The 15,696-nt window shown below is 70.3% G+C and carries 16 protein-coding genes; 5 read left to right on the top strand and 11 right to left on the bottom strand.

Annotated features, from left to right (window positions below):
* Nucleotides 1-182: 182 nt before the first annotated feature.
* Nucleotides 183-1,037 carry a phytoene/squalene synthase family protein gene (locus ACRWK7_RS12185; protein WP_431856485.1) on the bottom strand — a complete coding sequence of 285 codons (855 nt, stop codon included), beginning with the start codon at nucleotides 1,035-1,037 and terminating at the stop codon, nucleotides 183-185.
* A gap of 125 nt (nucleotides 1,038-1,162) precedes the next feature.
* On the opposite strand from ACRWK7_RS12185, the gene hpnC reads away from it, so the two are divergent.
* From hpnC to ACRWK7_RS12205, 4 genes are all read left to right on the top strand, one after another.
* On the top strand, nucleotides 1,163-2,032 hold the full coding sequence (gene hpnC, locus ACRWK7_RS12190; protein WP_431856486.1) for a squalene synthase HpnC: 870 nt from the start codon (nucleotides 1,163-1,165) through the stop codon (nucleotides 2,030-2,032).
* A gap of 12 nt (nucleotides 2,033-2,044) precedes the next feature.
* On the top strand, nucleotides 2,045-2,926 hold the full coding sequence (hpnD, locus tag ACRWK7_RS12195; RefSeq protein WP_431856487.1) for a presqualene diphosphate synthase HpnD: 882 nt from the start codon (nucleotides 2,045-2,047) through the stop codon (nucleotides 2,924-2,926).
* Entirely contained in the window at nucleotides 2,875-4,212 is a 1,338-nt protein-coding gene (gene hpnE, locus ACRWK7_RS12200; protein ID WP_431856488.1) for a hydroxysqualene dehydroxylase HpnE, read from the top strand. The genes hpnD and hpnE overlap by 52 nt, the downstream gene beginning before the upstream one ends.
* Before the next feature lie 63 nt (nucleotides 4,213-4,275).
* A complete protein-coding gene (locus ACRWK7_RS12205) occupies nucleotides 4,276-4,881 on the top strand; it encodes a superoxide dismutase (RefSeq protein ID WP_431856489.1) in 606 nt (201 codons plus the stop codon).
* Nucleotides 4,882-4,960: 79 nt separating this feature from the next.
* Here the strand turns inward: ACRWK7_RS12205 and ACRWK7_RS12210 are convergent, their stop codons facing one another.
* From ACRWK7_RS12210 to yajC, 4 genes are read right to left on the bottom strand one after another with little or no spacing between them, the layout of a single operon-like run.
* Nucleotides 4,961-5,335, bottom strand: coding sequence for an Mth938-like domain-containing protein (locus ACRWK7_RS12210; protein ID WP_431856490.1), 375 nt, complete (start codon nucleotides 5,333-5,335; stop codon nucleotides 4,961-4,963).
* A gap of 19 nt (nucleotides 5,336-5,354) precedes the next feature.
* Entirely contained in the window at nucleotides 5,355-6,311 is a 957-nt protein-coding gene (secF, locus tag ACRWK7_RS12215) for a protein translocase subunit SecF (RefSeq protein WP_431856491.1), read from the bottom strand.
* Nucleotides 6,312-6,324: 13 nt separating this feature from the next.
* On the bottom strand, nucleotides 6,325-7,923 hold the full coding sequence (gene secD / locus ACRWK7_RS12220; protein ID WP_431856493.1) for a protein translocase subunit SecD: 1,599 nt from the start codon (nucleotides 7,921-7,923) through the stop codon (nucleotides 6,325-6,327).
* Nucleotides 7,924-7,975: 52 nt separating this feature from the next.
* Nucleotides 7,976-8,392: a preprotein translocase subunit YajC gene (gene yajC, locus ACRWK7_RS12225; RefSeq protein WP_431856494.1), complete on the bottom strand. Its 417-nt coding sequence runs from the start codon at nucleotides 8,390-8,392 to the stop codon at nucleotides 7,976-7,978.
* A 210-nt stretch (nucleotides 8,393-8,602) separates the two neighbouring features.
* Here yajC and ACRWK7_RS12230 point away from each other — a divergent pair, with 210 nt between their 5' ends.
* Nucleotides 8,603-9,466 (top strand): ATP-binding protein, encoded by an 864-nt coding sequence (locus ACRWK7_RS12230; protein ID WP_431856495.1) that lies wholly within the window; start codon nucleotides 8,603-8,605, stop codon nucleotides 9,464-9,466.
* Here the strand turns inward: ACRWK7_RS12230 and ACRWK7_RS12235 are convergent.
* The 6 genes from ACRWK7_RS12235 to ACRWK7_RS12260 form a co-directional block, all read right to left on the bottom strand.
* Nucleotides 9,423-10,697, bottom strand: coding sequence for a peptidoglycan DD-metalloendopeptidase family protein (locus tag ACRWK7_RS12235; protein WP_431856497.1), 1,275 nt, complete (start codon nucleotides 10,695-10,697; stop codon nucleotides 9,423-9,425). The genes ACRWK7_RS12230 and ACRWK7_RS12235 overlap by 44 nt on opposite strands.
* On the bottom strand, nucleotides 10,694-11,362 hold the full coding sequence (locus tag ACRWK7_RS12240; protein WP_431856498.1) for a protein-L-isoaspartate(D-aspartate) O-methyltransferase: 669 nt from the start codon (nucleotides 11,360-11,362) through the stop codon (nucleotides 10,694-10,696). Before ACRWK7_RS12240 ends, ACRWK7_RS12235 begins: the two co-directional genes overlap by 4 nt.
* 115 nt (nucleotides 11,363-11,477) lie before the next feature.
* The gene (gene surE, locus ACRWK7_RS12245) at nucleotides 11,478-12,263 is read right to left on the bottom strand and encodes a 5'/3'-nucleotidase SurE (protein ID WP_431856499.1); all 786 of its coding nucleotides are present in this window, start codon (nucleotides 12,261-12,263) and stop codon (nucleotides 11,478-11,480) included.
* On the bottom strand, nucleotides 12,263-13,531 hold the full coding sequence (gene serS / locus ACRWK7_RS12250; RefSeq protein WP_431856500.1) for a serine--tRNA ligase: 1,269 nt from the start codon (nucleotides 13,529-13,531) through the stop codon (nucleotides 12,263-12,265). The genes surE and serS overlap by 1 nt, the downstream gene beginning before the upstream one ends.
* A gap of 93 nt (nucleotides 13,532-13,624) precedes the next feature.
* On the bottom strand, nucleotides 13,625-14,929 hold the full coding sequence (locus tag ACRWK7_RS12255; RefSeq protein WP_431856501.1) for a methyl-accepting chemotaxis protein: 1,305 nt from the start codon (nucleotides 14,927-14,929) through the stop codon (nucleotides 13,625-13,627).
* A complete protein-coding gene (locus ACRWK7_RS12260) occupies nucleotides 14,904-15,428 on the bottom strand; it encodes a PAS domain-containing protein (protein WP_431856502.1) in 525 nt (174 codons plus the stop codon). Before ACRWK7_RS12260 ends, ACRWK7_RS12255 begins: the two co-directional genes overlap by 26 nt.
* Nucleotides 15,429-15,696: the final 268 nt, after the last annotated feature.

Genomic DNA, 15,696 nt, shown 5'->3' on the forward strand with positions numbered 1-15,696 from the left:
GCGCTGAGCCCCCACCCAACCCTCCCCCACTTCGCTCTCGGCGGATCTTCGATCCGCCTGACGCGGCAAGCGGATCCTCTGGATCCGCAGAGAGCGGCGGAGGGCTTTTGAGGCTGGCGACGGAGTTCCTCCCCCCGCGCAGTGGGGGGAGGTTAGGAGGGGGGCGCAACGCAGGCACCTCTCTAATACCGCCCCCGCATCGCCGCCCAGGCCAGCTTGAGCTGGCGCATCGGGTGCGGCATCTGCACCCGGGCCGCCAGCACCTCATGGTCCTCCCGCGCCAGCACGCCCAGGGTGGTGTCGGCCAGCGTCGCCCCCAGCAGCGCCGGCACCGCCGGGCGCGGCACCGCCCGCCGCGCCGCCCGCGCCTTGGCCAGATGCTCGCGCGCCCGCTCCGCCACCTCGCGCACCACGGGCCGCAGCTTGTCCCCGGCCTTGCCTTCGATCACGTCCCGCACCCGCACCCCGTGTGCGGCGAGCCGGTCCGCCGGCAGCAGCACGCGGTTCTGCCGGGCGAGGTGCGGCACCGCCCGCAGCAGCCCGGCAAGCGCGTAGGCGATGGCCGCGTGGCGCCCCGCCTCGGCCGCCGCGGCGTCGCGCACGCCGAGCACCTCCAGCGCCAGCAGCGCCAGCGGCGCCGACGTCACCTCGGCGTAGTTGACCAGACAGTCCAGGCTGGCCGGCGGCTCGTCGTCCAGGTCGGACTCGCGGGCGTCGATCAGGCGGTCGACGTGGCCGCGGGTCAGCCCGTGCTTCTGGATCGCCTCCGCCAGTGGCCGCGTCACCGCGTGCACCGGCACCGCGCCGCCCTCGTAGGCGGCCTCCACCGCGTCGCGCCACCATTGCAGCCGCATCTGGCCGAGCATCGGCTCGCTGACCACCTCGCGGGTCTTGGCGATCTCGACGTTGAAGGCGTACAGGGCGAACAGCGCCTCGCGCCGCTCCGCCGGAGCGAATAGGCAGGTCAGAAAACGGTCGTTGTCGTATCGCCGAACCTCCTGTCCGCAATAGGACAGGTCGGCTGCTTCATTCGCCATCAGGGGCCGGTCCGGAAAAATAGGGGTGGACGCATCGTTGGGACGGGCCAAGGCCCGGACGGCGATTATATTAAGGTCCAGGGGGCGGCGCGCCAGCCCCGATTGGCAGCAGGAGCAGGCGAGCGATGGCCGATTTCAACGTCGTCCCGACCACCACCCCCAAGCCTGGTCCCTTCGCGCGCAAGGATGCGCGCAGCGAGAACTTCCCGGTGGCCTCGCGGCTGATCCCGCGCCACCTGCGCCCGCATGTGCTGGCGTTCTACAAGTTCGTGCGGCTGGCCGACGACATCGCCGACGACCCGGATCTCGAGGCGGAGAGCAAGCTCGCCTACCTCGACGCTCTGGAACGGGCGCTGACCTCGGGCCAGGCCAAGCACGCCTACCTGAAGCCGGCGCTCGACCTGCGCGCCAGCCTGCAGGCGACCGGCGTGTCCGACCGCCACGCCCGGCAGGTGCTGCGCGCCTTCCGCCGCGACTCCGTGGGGGCGCGCTGCCACACCTGGAGCGACCTGCTGCTGTACTGCCGATTCTCGGCGAACCCCGTCGGCCGCTACCTGCTGGAACTGCACGGCGAGGGGCCGGAAGCCGGTCCGGCGGCGGACGCGCTGTGCTCGGCCCTGCAAGTGCTCAACCACCTCCAGGATGTCCGGGACGACTGGACGGCGCTCGGCCGCTGCTACGTGCCGCTGGCGTGGTTCGACGAGTCCGGCGTCAGCGTCGAGCGTCTGGTCGAGAGCGAATCCGATCCCAAGCTGCGCGCCATCTTCGACCGCCTGCTCGATCACACCGACCGTCTGCTCGAACGCGCCTCGGGGCTGCCCGGCCTGATCAAGCACCGCGGCCTGCGCATGGAGGCGGCTGTGATCCTCAGCCTTGCGGAATCGCTTGCGTCCCGGCTCCGGGTGCGCGATCCCATGAAGAAGCGCGTTGAGCTGGCGGCGCACCAGAAGGTGTTCGCCCTGGCCCGCGGCATCGCGCGAGGGATCACGCAATAGCAGGATGACCGGATGACCGCACCGCTGTCGGATATCGCGCCGGACGCTCCCGGCGACACGCCGGCGGCGGTGGCAGGGCGCTCGGGCAGCACCTTCTACTGGCCGATGCTGCTGCTGCCGCGCTCCAAACGCGCGGCGATGTTCGCCATCTACGCCTACTGCCGCCACATCGACGACATCGTCGACGAACCGGGCGACCCGAAGGCCAAGCACCAGTCCCTGCACGCGTGGCGGCAGGAGATCCGCAACCTCTATGCCGGCGGGGCGCCGTCCAGCCCGATGGCCGCCGCCCTGAAGGGCGCCATCGAGCGCTACGGCCTGCCGCGCGCCGAGCTGGAGGCGGTGATCGACGGCATGGCCATGGATCTCTCCGGCGCCATGCGCGCGCCCGACATGAACACGCTGGGCGTCTACTGCCGCCGGGTGGCCGGAGCGGTGGGGCTGCTGGCGATCCGCGTCTTCGACCGCGCCGACGCCCACACCGAGGCCTTCGCCATCGCCCTGGGCGAAGCGTTGCAGCTCACCAACATCCTGCGCGACCTCGCCGAGGATGCGCCGCTCGGCCGGCTCTACCTGCCACGCGAGGTGCTGATGGGTGCCGGCATCTTCTCCATCGACCCCGCCGACGTGCTCGCCCACCCCAACCTGCCGCGCGCCTGCGAGGCGCTCGCCCTGCGCGCCGAGACGCGCTTCGCCGAGGCGAGGCTGGCGCTTTCCCGCTGCAACCGCCGCCGACTGTGGGCGGCCGAGGCCATGATGCTGCTGTACCGCCGCCTGCTGGAGCGGCTGAAGGCCCGCGGTTGGAGCGACCTGTCACGCGGCGTGCGCATCAGGAAGCGCGAGTGCGCCTGGGTGACGCTGCGCTGCGCCGTCGGGCGGGCTCCGTCCGCGTGACCACCACCCACATCGCCGGCGCCGGGCTCGCCGGGCTCGCCTGCGCCCTGCGCCTTGCCGAGGCCGGCCGCCGCGTCGTCGTCTATGAGGCCGCCCCGCAGGCCGGCGGCCGCTGCCGTTCCTTCCACGACGCCACGCTCGACCGCGTGATCGACAATGGCAGCCACCTCGTGCTGAGCGGCAACCGGGCGCTGCTCGGCCTGCTGGAGCGCGTCGGCGCCCGCGACCGGCTGACCGAGGTCCGCCCCGCCGCCTTTCCCTTCCACGACCTCTGCAACGGCCGGACCTGGACCCTGCGCCCCGGCGGCCTGTGGCTGTTCGACGAGGCGCGCCGGGTGCCGGGCAGCCGGGCGCGCGACTACCTCGCGGCACTGGCGCTGCTGGGCGCCGGCGGGACGGCCACGGTCGCCGACGTGCTGCCGCCCGACGGGCCGCTGCACGAGCGGCTGTGGGCGCCGCTGGTGGTCTCCGGCCTCAACATGCCCTACGAGCGGGCGTCGGCACGGCTGTTCGCCGCCATCCTGCGCGAGACGCTGCTGCGCGGCGAGTCGGCCTGCCGCCCGCAGATCGCACCGGAAGGGCTGTCGCACGCCTTCATCGAGCCCGTCGTCGCGCGCCTGAGGGCGCTCGGCGCCACCCTGCACCTCAACGCCCGGGTCGAGGCGGTGGACCCCGCCGGCTTCCGTGCCGCCGGTGCGCGGGTGGACCTCGGCGCCGGTGAGCCGCTGGTCCTGGCGCTGCCGGCCTGGGGCGTGGAGAAGCTGCTGCCGGAGGTGGCGCCGCCGCCGCCGGGCCCGACCATCGTCAACGCGCATTTCCGGCTGGACCGTCCCGTCACCCTGCCCGGCGGCCTGCCCTTCCTGGCGCTGGTCGGCGGCACGGCCGAGTGGCTGTTCGCCCGCGGCGACGTGCTGTCGGTGACGGTCAGCGCCGCCGATGCGCTCGCCGAATCGCCGGCGGAGGAGATCGCCGCCCGGCTATGGGCGGAGGCGGCACGGGCGCTGGGCATCGCCGCCGCCCTGCCCCCGTACCGAGTCGTCAAGGAACGGCGCGCCACCGTCGATCAGAGTCCGGCGCACGCCGCCGGCCGCCCCCCGGCGCGCACCGCGCATCCCGCGCTGTTCCTGGCCGGCGACTGGACCGACACCGGCCTGCCGGCCACGCTGGAGGGCGCCGTGCGCTCCGGCGAGCGGGCCGCGGCGGCCGTCCTGCACGCACGGATTACCCCTTTTGCGCGCCTCGGCCGAATTCCGGCCTTCACTTTGCGGCGCAGCGGACATATTTGAGCCGTGGAGGCGAAGTGCCGAACAAGGCACCGCACGCAATCAAGAAGAGAGGGTACCGATCCTATGGCGTTCGAACTGCCGCCGCTCCCGTACGCGTATGACGCCCTGGAGCCGTTCATGTCGTCGCAGACCCTGCATCTGCACCATGACAAGCACCACCAGACCTACGTCACCAACCTGAACAACCTGACGAAGGATTCTCCCCTCGCCAACGCCAGCCTGGAAGAGCTGATCCAGCAGTCCGCCGGCGACGCCAGCAAGGTCGGCATCTTCAACAACGCCGGCCAGGTGTGGAACCACACCTTCTACTGGCAGAGCATGAAGAAGAACGGCGGCGGCGCCATCCCGTCGGAGCTGGAGAAGCGCATCGCTTCCGACTTCGGCTCGGTGGACAAGTTCAAGGAGGAGTTCTCCCAGGCCGCCATCACGCAGTTCGGCTCGGGCTGGGCGTGGCTCTACATCGAGGGTGGCAAGCTGAAGGTCTCCAAGACCGGCAACGCCGACACCCCGGTCGCCAAGGGCCTGTTCCCGCTGCTGACCGTCGACGTGTGGGAGCACGCCTACTACGTCGATTACCAGAACCGCCGCGCCGACTTCGTGAAGGCGTTCCTGGAGAGCCTGGTGAACTGGGAGTTCGTCGCCGAGCGCCTGTCGAAGGCCCCGGCGTAAGTCTCCCGACAGCCACGCGTACACGTACAGACGTACGGATACCAAAAGGGCCCCCGAGAGGGGGCCCTTTCCTGTTTTCCTAGGCGGGAAGCAGCGCCGCCGCCACCCGCCGCCCTTCCGCCAGAAGCACATTGTACGTCCGGCAGGCGGCGCCGGTGTCCATGCCGTCCAGCACGACGCCGCGCGCCCGCAGACCGTCGCGCAACGCCCGCGGCACCAGCTGGTTGCGCGGCCCGGCGCCGAGCAGCAGGATCTCCACCGGCGGGTCCGCTCCGGTGATCGGGGCGAAGCTCTCCACCGTCAGGGCGGCGAAGCCGGCGACCTCCCAGGCCAGGGTGCGGTCGGGGAACACGATCAGCGGGCCGGGCAGCCACGTGCCGCGCACGCAGAACTGCCCGTCGCCATACCCATCGATGACCTGCCGATCCGCCGGGATGAGCGGCGTGACGTCCATGCCGAAATGCCTTGCTGTCTTAGGGAGCCTGCTGCGGCTGACCGCCGGGGGCGGCGGCCTCGGGAGCGCCGCGGCGCAGGCGGTTCTCGCCCAGGAACAGCAAGATGGGCGCGGCGATGAAGATCGACGAGGAGGTCGCCAGGAAAATGCCGAAGATCAGCACGATGCCGAACTCCTGCAGCGCCTCGCCGCCGAAGATTGCCAGCGGGATGATCGACAGCAGCGTCGCCAGCGACGTGCCCAGCGTGCGGTTCAGGGTCTCGTTGATCGACAGGTCGATCAGTTCGCGCAGCGGCATCTTCTTGTAGATGCGCAGGTTCTCGCGCATGCGGTCGTACACCACCACCTTGTCGTTGATGGAGTAGCCCATGATCGTGAGGATCGCCGCGATCGCCGTCAGGTTGAACTGCAGGTCGAATAGCACGTAGAAGCCGATGGTCTTGGTCACGTCGAGCAGCAGCGTGACCACCGCGCCGGCGCCGAACTGCCATTCGAAGCGGAACCAGATGTAGACCAGCATCGCCACCATGGCGAGGCCGAGCGCCAGCATGCCGCTGCGGAACAGCTCGCCCGACACGGACGCGCCCACCGCCTCGACGCGGCGCACCTGGGTGCCCGGGAACTCCTGCGCCAGCGTGGCGCGCACGCGGTCGGCGGCGCGCTGCTGCGCGGCATCGTCGCCGGGCTGGCGCTCGAGCCGGATCAGCACGTCGTTGGCCGAGCCGAACTCCTGCAGCGCCACGGAGCCCATGTTCAGGTTGTGCAGCGTGGAACGCATCTTGCCGAAGTCGGTCGCCTCCGGCGTGCGGGCCTCGATGACGATGCCGCCCGCGAAGTCGATGCCGTAGTTCAGGCCGGGGTAGAAGAAAAGCCCCAGCGAGGCGACGGACAGGACGATGGACAGGATGATGCCGGCGTAACGCCCCCGCATGAAGGGGATGCGCGTGTTGTCCGGAACGAGGCGCAGATGGAACATGGAACCTTCCCCCTCACACCGGCAGCAGCGCCGGCTTCGTCCGGCGCAGCCAGCTCACCATCATCAGGCGGACCAGCACGGTGGCGGTGAACATGGAAATCAGGATGCCGAAGGTGATGGTGACCGCGAAGCCCTTCACCGTGCCGACGCCGAAGATGAACAGCAGCGCCATCTTGATGACGGTGGTCAGGTTGGCGTCGACGATCGTCGCGTAGGCGCGCGAGAAGCCGGCCTCCATGGCCGCGAACGGCGTGCGGCCCTTCTTCGTCTCCTCGCGGATGCGCTCGTTGATCAGGATGTTGGCGTCCACCGCCAGGCCGACGCCCAGCAGGATGCCGGCGATGCCCGGCAGGGTCAGCGTCGCCTGGATCGCCGACAGCGCGCCCACGGTGAGCACCAGATTGACCAGCAGGCCCACGCACGCCATGGCGCCGAACAGCCCGTAGGCGGCGATCATATAGACGCACACCATCCCGAAGCCGACGAGCACCGAGATCAGGCCGGCACGGATCGAATCGGCGCCGAGGTCGGGGCCGACCGTGCGCTCCTCGATCACCTTCAGCGGCGCCGGCAGCGCGCCGGCGCGCAGCAGCACGGCGAGGTCGTTGGCGCTCTGGGCGTTGAAGTTGCCGCTGATCTGGCCGCGGCCGCCGGTGATCGGCTCGCGGATGACCGGGGCCGAGATCACCTTGTTGTCCAGCACGATGGCGAAGGGCCGGCCGACGTTCTGCTTGGTCACGTCGGCGAAGCGGCGCGCGCCCTGCGAGTCGAACTCGAAGTTCACCACCCACTCGCCGTTCTGGCTGTTGGTGCTGGCGGTGGCGTTGGTCAGGTTGGCGCCGTCCACCTCGATCTTGCGGCGGATGACGTAGCTGCCCTGGCTCCGGCCGCCCTCGGCGCTCGCCAGGATCTCCGAACCCGGCGGGGCGCGGCCGGTGGAGGGGTCGGCGTTCGGATCGACCAGACGGAAGGTCATCTTCGCCGTGGTGCCGAGCAGGCGCTTCACGCGGTCCGGATCGTCCACGCCGGGCAGCTGGACCAGGATGCGGTCCAGGCCCTGGCGGGCGATGGTCGGCTCGCTGACGCCGGTCTCGTCGATGCGGCGGCGGACGATCTCGATGGACTGCTCGACCGCCTGCTGGGCGCGCTGGCGCACCGCCTCGTCGCTGAGCGACACCGTGATGGTGTTGCCGTTGACCGAGGTGGTGATGTCCGGCAGGCCGCCGCCCAGCGCCCCGCCGCCGACGTTGATGGCGAGCTGCTTGAGCTGCTTCACCGCCTCGTCGGCCTGCGCCGGGTCGCGCAGCTGGATGGTCACCTGCCGGTCGCCGGCCGACAGGCCGGTGTAGCCGATGTTGGCGGTGCGCAGCTGGGTGCGGGCCCCATCCACAAGGCTTTCGAGGCGCTCGCGGACGACGGCGCCCATATCGACCTCAAGCAGCAGGTGCGAGCCGCCACGCAGGTCGAGGCCGAGGTGAACGCGATTCTGCCCGTACCAGTGCGGCAGGGCGGCCAGCGTGTCCCGGCCGAGGACGTTCGGCAACGCAAGGACGATGCCCAGCAGGCAGGCCGCCAGGATCGTGTAGATCTTCCAACGCGAGAAGTAGAGCATGCTCTGCCGAACCCTCTAAAGCCCAAAACCTCTAAAGCATTGGCCGCGGCGTTTACTTGCGGCCGAACAGCTTGCCGAGGCCCTTGCCCTCCTCCGCCTTCTCGGCGGGGGCGGCGGCCGTCTCGCCGGCGGCGGGGGCGGAACCGCCCTTGGCCGGCTCGGTGCGGGCGAGCACCAGGTTGATGGTGCCGCGCATGCAGCGGACCTTGACGCCCTCGGCGATCTCGACCTGCAGCTCGTCGTTGTCGACCTTGCTGACGGTGCCGATGATGCCGCCGCCGGTCACGACGCGGTCGCCGCGGCGGATGGAATCGAGCATCGCCCTGTGTTCCTTCTGCTTCTTCTGCTGCGGACGGATCAGCAGGAAGTAGAAGACGACGAAGATCAGGATCAGCGGCGCGAACTGAACGAGCATGTCGCCGCCCCCGGCGCCCCCGGCGGTCTGGGCATAGGCCGTCGATACGAACATCCTGGTGGCTCCTTAATCTAATGAATCGTTAGCGCGCGGCATGATACGGGCGCGACTATAGCCGGCCCGGGCCGCGATGCAACGGGATTGGGCAATGGCGCGCGATGGCCCTGCCGCTTGTCCGCCGCGCGCCCTGCCGGTACGGTGGCTCGCCGCCCATAGATGGACACGTCGGGGCGGCTTTCCACCACCCATCGAATGGTTTTCGCCGTGCCAACGCCCGACTCCCAGCTCCTGCCGCTGCTGACCCGCATCGCCGACGCGCTCGACCGCCTGGCCCCGCCGCCGGCCCGCCCGGTGGACGTGGCCGCCGCCGACGCCTTCGTCTGGCACGCCGACCCCGACCGCCTGGACCCGGTTCCGGTGGTGAATCGGGTGGACATCGGCCTGCTGCAGGGCATCGAGCGGGCGCGCGACATCCTGCTGGAGAACACCCGGCAGTTCGCCGCCGGCCTGCCGGCCAACAACGCGCTGCTCTGGGGCTCGCGCGGCATGGGCAAGAGCTCGCTGGTCAAGGCGGTGCACGCCCAGGTGACGGCCGAGAAGCCCGGCACCCTGGCGCTGGTGGAGATCCACCGCGAGGACATCCCCACCCTGCCCCGGCTGCTGCACCTGCTGAAGGGGCAGGAGCGGCGCTTCATCCTGTTCTGCGACGATCTGTCCTTCGACCACGACGACAGCCACTACAAGTCGCTGAAGGCGGTGCTGGAGGGCGGCGTCGAAGGGCGGCCGGACAACGTGGTGTTCTACGCCACCTCGAACCGCCGCCACCTGATGCCGCGCGACATGATCGAGAACGAGCGCTCGACCGCCATCAACCCGGCGGAGGCGGTCGAGGAGAAGGTGTCGCTGTCCGACCGCTTCGGCCTGTGGCTGGGCTTCCACAACTGCGACCAGCCGACCTTCTTCGCGATGGTCGAGGGCTACGCCCGCCGCTTCGGCCTCGACGTGCCGGCCGAGCAGCTGCACGCCGAGGCGGTGGAATGGTCGGTCACGCGCGGCAGCCGGTCGGGCCGCGTGGCCTGGCAGTTCATCCAGGACCTTGCCGGCCGGCTGGGGAAGCCCCTTCGCTGAGCTGCGGGTTGCCGTCCATCTGATCGCGGGGGTCGACCACGTGCGACCCCTTGCGCAGCTCGAAGTGCAGCTGCGGCGTGTTGACCGAGCCGCTCTGGCCGACCGTGCCGATCTTCTCGCCGCGCTTCACCTTGGCGCCGCGCTCCACCAGCATGCTGTCGAGGTGGGCGTAGGCGGTGATCCAGCCGCCGTCGTGCTTGACCAGCAGCAGGTTGCCGAAGCCGCGCAACTCGTTGCCGGCGTAGGCGACGACGCCGTTGTCGGCGGCGACCACCGCCGTGCCCTTCGGCGCGCCGATGTTGATGCCGTCGTTGTTCAGCCCGTCCGGCTTGGGCCCGAATCCGGACAGCAGCTTGCCCTTCACCGGCCACAGGAACCGGCCGGAGCCGCGCGGCGGCGGCGTGCCGACCTCGGGCTTCGCCGGGGCGGCGACGGCGACCTCCTGCGGGGTGGGCGCCGGCGCCGGCGTGGCGGCCGGCGGCGGTGCAACGGCGGCGGTCTCGGCCGGCGACGGCTTGGAGCCGGGCGGGCGCAGCATCCTGGGCGCCTGGCCGGGCAGGTATTCACCGGCGGCCGGAAGCGGCGGAGCGGCGGAAACCGCACCCGCGGCGGCTCCTGCCGCGGGTGCGACGACCGACGGCGCGCCCGGCGCGGCCAGCGGAGTCCCCATCGGCTTGCCGGACGGGATCGGCGCGGGTGGAGCCGAGGCGCCGCCGGGGGGCGGCAGGTCGGACACCTGCACGCCGCCGCGGCTCACCTTGGCGGCGGGAGCGGCGGCCACGGCGGGCGCGGCGCCGCTGTCGGCGGTCTCGGTGATGCGGCTGCCGCCGGCCGGCAGGCGCAACGGCTGTCCGGTGTGGACGGCGTAGGGCGCGGCGAGGCCGTTGAGGCGCGACAGCTCGGTCATCTCGACGTTGAACATGCGCGAGATGCTGGTCAGCGTGTCGCCCTTCTGGACGATGTACTGGCGCGAGGTCGGCAGCACGAGGCGTTGGCCCGGCTCCAGCGTGTAGGGCGGCGTCAGCCGGTTGGCGTCCATCAGGTCGCGCAGCGGCACGTTGTAGCGGCGCGACAGCGTGTACAGGCTGTCGCCGCGACCGACGATGATGGCGCCACCGGCCGAATCCGGCGCGTTGCCGACGGTGGTGACCGGCGGCGGCGGTGCGGTGCGCTCGCACGCGGCGGCCAGCGGCAGCACGACGGCGAACACCGCCAAAGCACGCATGCTCATGCCAGGTCGGCCCGCGGGGCGTCGTCCGGCGGCGTGTCGGACAGCAAGGGCACGAAGCGGACGGGCCACAGATCCTCCCGGTCGAAACCATGGTCAGTGCGGCGGATGCGGACCACGCGCTGGTCGCCGTAGTTGCCCGCCGCGAGCGGAATCACCATGACACCACCAACCGCGAGCTGTTCCGTCAAGTCTTTTGGCGGTTCCGGCCCGGCGGCGGCTGTGACCATGATGCGGTCGAAGGGCGCCGCCTCGGGCCAGCCGCGGGTGCCGTCGCCGTGGCGGGTGGTGATGTTGTGCAGGCGCAGCGCTTGGAACCGCCGCTCCGCCTCGTTCAGCAGCGGCCGCAGCCGCTCGATGGAATAAAGCCGCCGGCACAGCCGCGACAGCACCGCCGCCTGATAGCCGGAGCCGGTGCCGACCTCCAGCACGCGGTGGCGGTCGGTGACCTCCAGCGCCTGGGTCATCAGCGCCACCACCAGGGGTTGGCTGATGGTCTGGCCCAGGTCGATGGGCAAGGCCGTGTCCTCCCACGCCTGATCCAGGAAGGAGGCGGGGACGAACATCTCGCGCGGGATCCGCTCGATCGCGGCAAGCACCCTCGTGTCGGTCACTCCCGACCGGCGCAACGCCATGATCAGGCGGATCTTCCGCGCGTCGATGGTCATGGGGGGCTTCCTGCCGGTTGCCCCCCTCCCAACCTCCCCCCGCTTCGCAGGGGGAGGAGGTCTTCCCCTCCCCTGCGCAGCGGGGGAGGGGTCAGGGGTGGGGGCAAACGGCGCGTCACGCAAAGGCCTGCTTCAGCGTCTGCAGCGTCGGGTTGTGGGTCAGGTCGAGGAACAGCGGCGTGATCGAGATGCCGCCGTTGAACACGGTGTGGATGTCCGTGTCCGGCGCCACCTCGGATTCGCCGCGCAGCGCGCCGATCCAGATGTAGGGCCGGCCGCGCGGATCGACGCGCTCCATCAGCTCGTCGCCGATCTTGCGCTTGCCGTGCCGCACCACGTGGATGCCGGTCACCGCGTCCGGCCCGACCGCCGGGAAGTTCACGTTCAGCAGCACGTTCTTCGGCCAGCGCACGGTCACCGCCTTGCGGATCACCTCGGCGCCCCAGCGCTCCGCCGTCTCCCAGGGAATCGCGTCGCGGCGCTCGAAGTGCGCCGACAGCGCGATGGCGGGGACACCGAGCAGCGTCGCCTCCATCGCCGCGGCGATGGTGCCGGAATAGGTGACGTCCTCGCCGATGTTGGAGCCCTGGTTGATGCCGGAGAGCACCAGCGTCGGCTTCGTATCGTCCTTGAAGATGTGGTTGATCGCCAGCAGCACGCAGTCGGTCGGCGTGCCGTCCACGGTGTAGCGCTTCTCGCCCACCTGCTTCAGGCGCAGCGGCCGGTGGATGGTGAGGGAGTGGCTGGCGGCCGACTGCTCGGCCTCCGGCGCCACCACCCAGACGTCGTCCGACAGCGTGCGGGCGACCTTCTCCAGCACGCGGATGCCCTCGGCGTGGATGCCGTCGTCGTTGCTGATGAGGATCCGCGCCTTGGACAGGTCCATGGGAAGCTCGAACATCAGGCCGCGATCCTCTCCAGGCCGCCCATGTAGGGCCGCAGCGCATCGGGAACCAGGATCGACCCGTCCGGCTGCTGGTAGTTCTCGACCACCGCGATGAGGCAGCGTCCCACCGCCACGCCCGAGCCGTTCAGCGTGTGCACGAACTGGGTCTGCTTCTCGCCCTTGGGACGGCAGCGCGCCTTCATGCGCCGCGCCTGGAAGTCGCCGCAGTTGGAGCAGCTGGAGATCTCGCGGTACATGCCCTGGCCGGGCAGCCAGACCTCCACGTCGTAGGTCTTGCGGGCGGAGAAGCCCATGTCGCCGGTGCACAGCACGATGGTGCGGTAGGGCAGGCCCAGCTTCTCCAGCACCGTCTCGGCGCAGCGGGTCATGCGCTGATGCTCCGCCTCCGACTGCTCGGGGGCGGTGATGGAGACCATCTCCACCTTCCAGAACTGGTGCTGGCGGATCATGCCGCGGGTGTCCTTGCCCGCCGACCCGGCCTCGGCGCGGAAGCAGGGGGTGAGCGCGGTGTAGCGCTGCGGCAGGGTCTCCTGATCGAGGATCTGGTCGGCGACGAGGTTGGTCAGCGGCACTTCCGAGGTCGGGATCAGGAAATGGTCCGTGTTGGTGCGGAACAGGTCCTCCTCGAACTTCGGCAGTTGGCCGGTGCCGAACAGCGCGGTGTCGCGCACCATCAGCGGCGGCGCCACCTCGGTGTAGCCGTGCTCGGTCGTGTGCAGGTCGAGCATGAACTGCGCCAGAGCCCGCTCCAGCCGCGCCAGACCGCCCTTCAGCACCGTGAAGCGCGCGCCGGACATGCGGGCGGCGGCGTCGAAGTCCATCAGCTTCAGCGCCTCGCCCAGCTCGAAATGCTGCTTGGCGTCGGCGATCGCCTTCGGCTCGCCCCAGCGGCGGACCTCGACGTTGTCGTGCTCGTCCTTGCCCTCGGGCACGTCGTCGGCCGGCAGGTTGGGCAGGCGGGCGAGCAGGTCGTCCAGTTCGGCGCCGATGCGGCGCTCCTCCTCCTCGGCCTGCGGCAGCCGCTCCTTGAGCTGGGCCATCTCGTCGAGGATCGGCTGGGCATCGCGGCCTTCCTTCTTGGCCAGCCCGATCTCCTTGGCCGCCTCGTTGCGGCGGGCCTGCATCTCCTGCATGCGGGTCTGCGCGGCGCGGCGGCGCGAATCCAGGTCGAGCACCGTGCCGGACATGGGCTCCAGCCCACGGCGGGCGAGCCCGCGGTCGAAGGCTTCGGGATTGTCGCGGATGGCGCGGAGGTCGTGCATGGCGGGAGTTCGTCGATTGAAGGTGGGAGGCCGGTTATAGTCCGCCTCCCCCGACAAATCCAGACGGTCCAAATCCAGACGGTCCGCCCGTCCCTACCGCTGCGCGACCACCCGGTTGACGAACTCGTCGATGTCGCGGTTCAGGTCCGACGCGCGCCTGGACAGATCGCCGGCCGAGCTGAGAACCTGCCCGGCCGCGGCGCTCGCCTCCTGGGTGCCGGCGGCGACCTGGGTGACGGCGCCGGCCACGGTGCGCACGCCCTCCGACGCCTCGCGGATCGAGCGGCTGATCTCGCCGATGGCGGCGCTCTGCTGCTCGGCGGCGCCGGCGATGCCGACGGCGATCTCGTCGATGTCGTGGATCATCCGGCCGACCAAACCGATGGCCTCGGCCGTCGCCTTGGTCACCGCCTGCACGGCGGCGATCTGCTTGGTGATCTCCTCGGTGGCGCCGGCGGTCTGGTTGGCGAGGTTCTTCACCTCGGTGGCGACCACCGCGAATCCCTTGCCCGCCTCGCCGGCCCGCGCCGCCTCGATGGTGGCGTTCAAGGCCAGCAGGTTGGTCTGGCTGGCGATCGAGTTGATCAGGCTCACGACCGCGCCGATCTCCTCCGAGGCCGCCAGCAGCGAGCGGATGGTGCCGTCCGCCTCCACCACCTTGCCCACGGAATCCTTGGCCAGCTCCGCGGTGCGCGCGACTCCGCGCGCCACCTCGGCGATGGCGCCGGACACCTGGGACGTCGCGGCGGCCACGCCCTCGACGTTGCCGGAGACGGTCTCCGCCGCGCTCGCCGCGTCGGAGGACTGCTCGTAGGTTTCGGACGCGACGTGGCTCATGCTGCCGGACGCCGCCTCCAGCTCCGACGCGCTGGCCGAGAGCATCTGGGCCACTTCGCGGATGCTGGCGCCGATGCTGGTGGCGCTGTCCACGAACTCGGCGCTGCGGCGCTCCATGGCCGCGAGGCCCTCGTTGACATGCTTGGCGTAGACCGCGAAGTCGCCCACCATGCCGGTCATCACGATGCGGCGGAAGTAGCGCCCCTGCGCCGCGTACTGCATGGCGGCGTCGGCCTCCTTGCCGAACGCCTCGACACGGTCGAGCAGGCGGTTGGTGTTGCGCAGCATCGACGCCAGCGGGTCGTCGCCCGGCACGTGCAGGACGCGCGGCTGCAGGTCGCCCTTCTCCGCCGCCTCCATCACCGCGCCCGCCCGGTAGACCTTGGCGCGCGCATCGGCAACCCAGCGCGCCGCCAGACCGCACGCCGCCAGACCGCCCACGCCCAGCGCCGCCTGCACCCAGTCGCCGGACACGGCGCCGAGCGCGCCCTGCACCGCGACCACCGCCGCCGTGCCGCCGATCGCCCACAAGCCCTTAGAGAGAGAAGACAAATTCGTCATAGCTCACTCCCTTGTCCCGCAGGATGGCGGTCAGCATCGCCCCGGCGGCGGCCATGCCGTCCTTGGGGCTGGTGTGCTTGGCCTCTTCGGCCCGCAGCGCCTTGTAGAGCCCGGCCGCCTTCTCCACCGCCGGCCGCGTCGGCACGCGGCGGCTGGAGTGGTAGCCGACGATGCGCCCGTTCCGGTCGTGCACCGGCGTGACGTGCGCGAGAACCCAGTAATGGTCGCCGTTGCGGGAGAGGTTCACGACATACGCGAAGATCTCCTGCCCCGCACCGAGCGTGTCCCACAGCAGCTTGAAGACGCAGCGCGGCATGTCGGGATGGCGGATCAGGTTGTGCGGCTTGCCAAGCAGCTCTTCCTCGCTAAAGCCGCTGACGCGGATGAAGACGTCGTTGGCATAGGTGATGATCCCCTTGAGATCCGTCTTGGAGACGATGATCTCGTCGGGCTGGAAGGTGCGTTCCCGCCCCGTGAGGTGAACGTCTGGCCGCGCCATGCCTGCCTCGTGCCCCTTCTTTGGTCGTATGGAGCTTGTCGCACGGTAATACCAATCGCGATTGATTTGGATCAATTTTAACGAAAATTTCAAACGCGCAACAATGAACGCCCGGACAACAAGAGCCTCGATGTCAACCGCGGAATCGGAGCATTGCCGTCAAGAGGTATTACTTTCGTTGAAATAATATTTTTACTTTAGGTGCTGAAAATTTGCACTTCTTTCCGGAACTCGACATCCGCCCGCGGCGTTCAGCCGCAGGATGAGA

The sequence above is a fragment of the Azospirillum sp. genome (assembly GCF_050789165.1).